The 317-nt window shown below is 42.9% G+C and carries 1 rRNA gene; it reads right to left on the bottom strand.

The features are described from left to right. Positions 1–5: 5 nt before the first annotated feature. Positions 6–120: ribosomal RNA gene (gene rrf / locus H4J57_RS19670) — 5S ribosomal RNA — on the bottom strand. Between the last annotated feature and the right edge of the window lie 197 nt (positions 121–317).

Below are 317 nucleotides of genomic sequence, written 5' to 3'. Positions count from 1 at the left end.
TAGAAGCCTAGCAATGTCCTACTCTCACATGGGAACTCCCACACTACCATCGGCGCTACTGCGTTTCACTTCTGAGTTCGGAATGGGATCAGGTGGTGCCACAGTGCTATTGTCGCTAGACAAAACTTGTAATATCAAAGATATAATTTAATTTATACTGTTTAAAATATAAAGTAAATTAGAACCTTGGAACAAAAAACCCGTAGCATCAGCTACGGGTTTTTCTAATTAGGAGCCTAGCAATGTCCTACTCTCACATGGGAACTCCCACACTACCATCGGCGCTACTGCGTTTCACTTCTGAGTTCGGAATGGGA

Origin of the sequence: Colwellia sp. BRX8-7, from assembly GCF_014077275.1 — a bacterium.
Lineage (GTDB): Bacteria > Pseudomonadota > Gammaproteobacteria > Enterobacterales > Alteromonadaceae > Colwellia_A.
Note: the sequence above shows the minus strand (reverse complement) of the source record. Positions and strands in the feature narration are given on the sequence as shown.